This window comes from Streptococcus sp. GMD6S (genome assembly GCF_000297015.1).
Map to the genome: position 1 here is coordinate 1 of NZ_AJRH01000287.1, position 7040 is coordinate 7040.

The window sequence follows — 7040 nt, forward strand, 5'->3', positions numbered from 1 at the left end:
CGCGTAGAGAAAATAGCCTTTAATATCGAAGAGCAATATACGGATGAGCTTGTTCAAGATGCCCGCCAAATCACAACTCCGGGTGTCCAAGGCGAACGAACTATCAAGACTCGTGTCTACAGTTCTAACGGTCAAGAGGTTGACCGCCAAGAATTATCCAATGAGGAAACTCTGGCTCCTGTCACACAAATCGTCAAGGTCGGCACGGCTAAACCAAACATGGTGCCAAATGAAGCACCGAAAGCGGAAGCTCTACCAGAGTATCCACTAACTTATACCGACGAAACTCGGGTTGAGAAAATTAACTTCACAATTCGTGAAGAAGAAACTGATGAGCTTGTTCAAGATGCTCGTCAAATCACAACTCCAGGAGTCCAAGGCGAACGGACCATTAAGACTCGAGTCTACAGTTCTAACGGTCAAGAGGTTGACCGCCAAGAGTTGTCCAACGAGGAAACTCTGGCTCCCGTAACGCAAGTGGTCAAGATCGGTACGGCTAAACCAAACATGGTACCGAACGATCCACCGCAAGCAGACGCTTTACCAGAGTATTCGCTGACATATATAGATGAAACCCGCGTAGAGAAAATAGCCTTCAATATCGAGGAGCAATATACCGATGAGCTTGTTCAAGATGCGCGCCAAATCGCAACACCAGGTGTTGAGGGAGAGCGCACGATTAAGACTCGTATCTACAGTTCTAACGGTCAAGAGGTTGACCGCCAAGAGTTGTCTAATGAGGAAACCCTAGCTCCTGTAACGCAAATTGTCAAAGTCGGAACAGCTAAACCAAATATGGTACCAAGTGATGCACCGAAAGCAGATGCTTTACCAGAGTATCCGTTGACTTATACCGACGAAACGCGCGTTGAAAAAATCAACTTTAACATTCGTGAAGAAGAAACCGATGAGCTTGTTCGAGATGCTCGTCAAATCGCCACTCCAGGAGTCCAAGGCGAACGAACTATTAAGACTCGCGTCTACAGTTCTAACGGTCAAGAGGTTGACCGCCAAGAATTGTCCAATGAGGAAACTCTAGCTCCCGTAACGCAAGTGGTCAAGGTCGGCACGGCTAAGCCAAACATGGTACCGAACGATCCACCGAAAGCAGACGCTTTAGAAGAGTTCGATTTAATTTCACTGCATAATCTCTTGGCAGAAGCGGATCAGATTAAAGCTCAGGCCCGTTATTTCAACGATAGTCAGAGTCATCAAGCTAACTATGATGCTGCTTTGACGGCAGGTCAAACGATTCTGAGTCAATCCCAAGCCAGCCAATCAGAAGTCAATCAACTGGCGGAACAAATCAATCAAGCCAAGGCTCAATTAAGTGGTCCTGAAGTTGTTAAAACAGCTCTTCAGACTGAGTACGATTTAAATCCAAGAGTTAAAACTTCGGTTAAATATAAGAATGCGGATTCAGAAAAGCAGACAGCTTATACTGACGAATTGACCAAGGCAGAGGGAGTTTTGAACAATCAAACTGCTACACAAGTACAGGTCAATCAAGTTCTTGCTAGCCTGACAGCAGCCAAAGAAGCTCTAAATGGAGTGCCTAAAGTCAAGCCGACTGTTTCCATTCTAAGTCTGACTGAGAATGCTGATGATAAGTCGGTGACGGTCCAATATAGATTGGAAGACCAGACCCAGTCCTTCCGTTCAGCGACTGCAGAATTGTACCAGGGAGACCAGCTGATTCGCACCCTTCCAATTACCAACTTCGCTGGCAGCTTGAAAATTGGCGACCTAGACTACTACACAGGCTACACTCTAAAAACCAAGTTGACTTATGAACTGGATAATGGCAGCTTTACTGAGTTTGAAACAGACAGTCGTAACTTTGAGCTAGAATACAAGAAGATTGCCTTCCGTGATATTGATTCCGTTGAGTTTTATCATAAAGAAAATGACCAATACAAGCGCTTTGTATCGATGAGCTCTATGCCTACGGATCTGTCTACCTACTTCGTCAAAATCAAGTCAAGCGAATCCAAGGAAATTCTCCTACCAGTTCACAGCATTTCTGAAGCAGAGAAAGATGGCAAGGCAGTCTATAAGGTTAATGTAACCCTTCCTGAACTCGTCCAAGAAAGTGAAGCGGGCTACAAGTCTGGGCACGACTTCTACATCAGTAAGGTGGTCCCAAGTCAGCAAAACGTCTACACCAGCTTTGCTGGATTGGTAGACGCTATGAAGCGAAATATGGCAGGAAATTATGTTCTGGGAGCTGATTTGGATGCGAGCGAGGTCAACCTAGCTCCTGCGGATTATGTCTACCTCAAAGGGAACTTCACCGGTAGTCTGACAGGTAGTCAAAATGGCAAGCAATATGCCATTTATAATCTAGCCAAACCTTTATTTGAAAACCTCAAGAACGGATCTTCTATTACCAATATCGACTTTAAAGATGTGAATATCGAGGGTACCTATGACTCGGCTGCGCTGGCACGTAATGCGGAGAATGCGCGAATCACAGATGTTTCTGTTCAGGGGAGAGTATCGGTAGTAGGAAACGCCTCTAACGTAGCGGGTCTTGTAGTTAATGGAACCAATACGAAAATCACGAATAGTTCCTTTACGGGAACTATCCTATCTAACAGTCAACACATCAAAGCTTATAATGTAGGTGGTTTGGTTGCAAACCTTAAAGGAGGAGAATCTCTTCTTAGCCAAAGTAAAGCAGATGTAACGATTATTAGTGGTGCTCGATCAAATGAACAACGTATCGGTGGTTTGGTTGGACGTCTAGAAAACAACGCTCGAATTACCAAATCTTATGTGACAGGAAAACTATATAATTCAACCACTAACGGTCAAATCGGTGGAGTGGTCGGCTCGAACTACTTTAATGGTTTAGTTGATAATGTGATCAGTAATGTTAGCGGTACAAATGTTTACAGTATTTCTGGGGATCAGGGCTACAAAAACGACCGCATTACGCAAGCATATAAAGTTACCAAGAGTGAAACCTTGAAAAACGATCAGTTTGTTACTTCTACCATTACTCAAGAAGAAATGGAAGAAAAACTGACTGCTATGGACATAACAACTAGCCTAGATGACACGAATCTAAATATGCGTTTTGTCGACTATGGTGAGGTAAACAATGCTCAGTTCGACCGCGGATATTCTTATGCAAATATGGAGAAACTGCTTCCTTTCTACAATAAAGAAACCATTGTTTCGTTTGCGAACAAGATTCCGAAAGAGCATAAGTTGAACAAGGAGTACCTACTGGATGTTGTTCCGATGAAGGGTGACCAGGTTATCACTGATATCCATGGCAATAAAACAGCAATCAATCGTTTGATGCTGCACTACATGGACAATACTATTGACTACCTAGAAATATCTTATCAGGGAGATTTCGTCAACCAAGGTATTGCTGAGTATAGAATGAAGGGATTAGACCTTTTGTATACTCCAGAAGCCTTTGTATCAGATTATACTAGTATTCTAAATCAAGTCTTGCCAGAGCTAAACAAAGTCGTTCTTGATTCGCCAGCTATGCGAACAGCTCTCGGTGTAGCAGCAGATACTTCTTTAGATGAATTATACTTAGACACCGCATTTACGCAAGTGAAAAGCAAACTGTCAACAGAACTACGAAAAGTTCTGGCTATGGATAAGGCTATCAATACTGAAGGTGAAGTAGTTAAGGATTATCTTGTTAAGAAGATTCTTGCTGATAAGGAAGCTTTCCTATTAGGTTTGACTTACCTTAACCGATGGTACAATATCAACTATGACAACTTTAATGTTAAGGACTTGTCGGCTTACAAGTTGGATTTCTACGGTAAGAATGATGTTTCGACTTTAGATACAATCATTGCTTTAGGGAAATCAGGATTGGAGAATCTCAAGGCTAAAAATAACTATACAGCTTATGACAATTCGCTCTCTGAAGCAACTGGAAAACGAGGACTCTTCAATTACCTTGAAGGCTATCGTCAGCTCTTCCTACCATACAAGACCAATAATGAATGGCTCAAGACCAATACAAAAGCCTATATTGTTGAGGCTAAGTCCGATGTGCCAGAAGCGAGAAAGCTTCAGGACGCAGCCGAGGGCAAGAGCAAGTACTCTGTCGGTGTGTACGACAAGATTACTGCAGATAATTGGGAACACAAGGGCATGCTCCTGCCACTCTTGACCATGACGGAGAAGGGTGTCTATGCTATCTCTAATATGTCTACCCTCTCTATGGGAGCTTATGATCGTTACCGCCTGGATGCTAATAACAGGGTGCGCACAGACGCTGAGCTAGCTGAATATGTCGAAGACCGAGTGAGAAAAACAGCTGAATATCAGCGCGACCACTATGATTTCTGGTATAAGATTCTGAGTCCAGAAAGCAAGGACAAGCTCTTCCGTTCGGTTCTGGTTTATGATGGATTCTCATTGGTTGACAAGAATGGTCAAAGATATTGGGCTCCAGCTAATGACAAAAAATCACAGGCTATGCAGGAATTCTTTGGACCAGCTGGCAAGTGGTATCCAAGCAAGGGCTATAATGCCTATGCTACGGGTAGTGTAACTCACTTTGATGCTGCTAAATTGTTGGAAGACTATGGAAACTCTGTCTACACCCATGAAATGACCCATAACTCTGACGGTGCTATTTACTTTGAAGGTTATGGTCGTCGTGAGGGCTTGGGTGCGGAACTCTATGCTCGCGGACTCTTGCAGTCTTCACCGAGCGCAGATGAACCAACCATTACGCTCAATACTCTCTTCAAGGTGGATAAGGATTCTAAGACACGTATGCATACCTATAATTTCAAGGAACGTGTTCAAAATGAAGCAGACCTACAACACTATGTCCATGGTATGTTTGACATGATTTACACTTTGGACTATCTAGAAGGTACTTCTATGCTGAAGCAGAGTGATGCTGCCAAGTTACAGTGGTTCAGGAAGATGGAGAATTACTATATTACAGATAAGTATGGCAAGGAGACCCACGCAGGTAACCAGACGCGAAGCTTCACAGCTGAGGAAATCAAGCAGCTGAAGACCTTTGACTCTCTGATTGAAAATGATGTGATCACTCGTCGGGAGAATAAGGAAAGTGGGAAATATGGTCGAAATGGCTACCTCAGTCTCAGCCTCTTCTCACCAATTTACTCAGCCTTGAGCAATCCAAATGGAGCACCTGGTGACGTTATGTTCCGTCGCACAGCCTATGAATTACTGGCAGCCAAGGGCTATCATGACGGATTTGTCCCTTATGTTTCTGGTCAGTACTCTCAGGAAGCTTTCGATGAAGGGAAGAAAACGTGGGACGGATGGTCTGGAAGAGATGTCGGTCTCGTGACGGACCAGAAAGTCTTGGAAAATGTATTTAAAGGTGAATACACCTCTTGGGCAGCCTTCAAGAAGGCTATGTACCAAGAGCGGATTGATAAGCTAACCAAGCTCAAACCAATCACTATTGAGTACGAACTCAGAAATCCAAATAGTACCAAGAAAGTAACCATTCGTTCTTATGCAGAGATGCAGCAGTTGATGGATGCAGCAGTAGCAGAGGATGTACGCAACATTTCCAATGCTACTAACCGTGTCGAAGCTAGCTGGGTCAACCTGCTCAAGAAGAAGATTTACAACGCTTATCTTCGTGAGACAGACGACTTCAGACAGTCTATTTTCAAGAAATAAGGAAACGATTCTGTTTGATTAAAATTTGAAAAATTCCTAGGTTTAAGGCTACCTAGGAATTTTTCTGTGGTTTCTCCATGATCTTGTTTGTGCATTCAAGACCTGATAAGATAAGAATTTTGAAAGCGCAAATGAACTGAAAAGATTAGCAGTTTTTTGTGGCTATTATTTATAGCAAATAAATTGAATAATCTAGTAAATTTCGGTAGAATAGAGGGGATTCAAATCATGATGAAGGAAAGATTAGGAATGAAAAGAAGTTATTTAGGAGAAAAGCACCAGCGTTTTTCATTGAGAAAAGTTTCGGTTGGTCTAGTTTCTGCTCTGGTAGGGGTTTTCTACCTTTTTAGTGGAGGAGGTTCTCTTGCTAGTGTAGCAGCCAGTGAACAGACGCCATCCGTCACAAAACAGATTCACTATAAGTACGTGACAGAGAGTGAACTCACGGACCAAGAAAAGCAGTTGGTAGTCAAAGAATTGCCACAGTTTGCTGAGGAAACAGATGATACTTACTATTTGATTTATCGTCCGACGAGACAGCTGCCTGCAACTGGTCACAGCCAACTCTTTAGCTCAATTGCAGCGGGGGCAGGTATTGTACTACTGGTCGTAGCGATTAAACTGGGCAGAGATGATCGCAAAAAGCTAGCTTCTTTCATGCTCTTGACCAGTCTAGGAAGTCAGCTGATCGCGCCAACTTCCTTGGCTTTGACAAATCAAATGCTGGCAGACTATAATCAGGAATTGACTGTACAGGTCGGGGAAACATTGCAATCCCCACTTACGATTGAAGGCTACCAATATGTAGGGTATTTGAAATCTCAAAAAGAAGTAAACTCTCCACTTGATGGCAAGAAAGAGTTGAATCATTCGGCTCCTATTGATACTCCAGTTCAAACTTCAAACGGAAGTCAAGCGCAGGAAGAGTATCGTGCTCAGAAACCAAGTGAAGCTCCTGTCTTTGAACAACCAGAGTTAAAGGTTGAGAGTAAAGATACGAGTCGTACAGAGATCATTCCTTTCCAAGTAGAGGAAGTAGAAGCAGCTGATTTGCCACAAGGTCAAACTGAGGTGATTCAGGCAGGGAAAAATGGTAGTCGTACCATTGTGACCCGCAGCTACATTTTAAATGGTCAGGTGATCCATACAGAGGAGGTTTCCAATCAGGTAACGACTGAGCCTACTTCTGAGATTAGAAAAGTCGGAAGCAAGGTCCTTTCTCCTACAAAACCAAGCCCAGAGGAGTCCGTTAGTGAAAAACCAACAGATGCTCCTGTAAATGAAGTTCCAAGCTTAAAAGTTGAAGAAAAAGATGTTACCACGACGGTAGCAGAACCCTACACTCGAGAACGAGTAGAGAGTGATAGCTTGCCAGTTGGCCA

Annotated in this window: 2 protein-coding genes; both read left to right on the plus strand. The window is 43.3% G+C overall.

Annotation, left to right across the window (positions count from 1 at the left end):
- A partial coding sequence (locus tag GMD6S_RS10690) for a ZmpA/ZmpB/ZmpC family metallo-endopeptidase (protein ID WP_000308421.1) occupies nucleotides 1-5658 on the plus strand: 5658 nt, incomplete at its 5' end.
- A gap of 249 nt (nucleotides 5659-5907) precedes the next feature.
- Nucleotides 5908-7040: G5 domain-containing protein (locus tag GMD6S_RS10695; RefSeq protein WP_237739132.1), on the plus strand; the 1133-nt coding region annotated here is incomplete at its 3' end.